This window comes from Pseudomonas putida (genome assembly GCF_028682635.1).
GTDB classification, from domain to species: domain Bacteria; phylum Pseudomonadota; class Gammaproteobacteria; order Pseudomonadales; family Pseudomonadaceae; genus Aquipseudomonas; species Aquipseudomonas putida_AE.
The window spans coordinates 1-218 of record NZ_JANHLK010000132.1 but is presented as its reverse complement, the minus strand read 5'-3'; the positions used below and the strand labels follow the sequence as shown (position 1 = coordinate 218).

The 218-nt window shown below is 60.1% G+C and carries 1 protein-coding gene; it reads right to left on the bottom strand.

What is annotated here, in order from left to right:
* On the bottom strand, positions 1 to 218 hold a 218-nt coding region (locus NPS56_RS31150; protein ID WP_274078193.1), incomplete at both ends, for a PAAR domain-containing protein.

Sequence of the window (218 nt, the reverse complement as noted above, 5' to 3'; positions counted from 1 at the left end):
ACCGACGGGATCAACCTGGCTCTGCACGGGCAGGTGCTGTAGCTGTCCAGCGAGCCCGCCACGATCCTGCCATGACTGTTGATGTAGGAGACGCCTCCCACGATCTTGTAGGTTTCGTCGTTTTTCCCGCAGGAAACACGGTCGCCTTCACGCGCATGGGCGATGCCAAACATCATGACGCGTGTGTCGGCTTCCAACACCTTGCCGCCGCAAGTGGT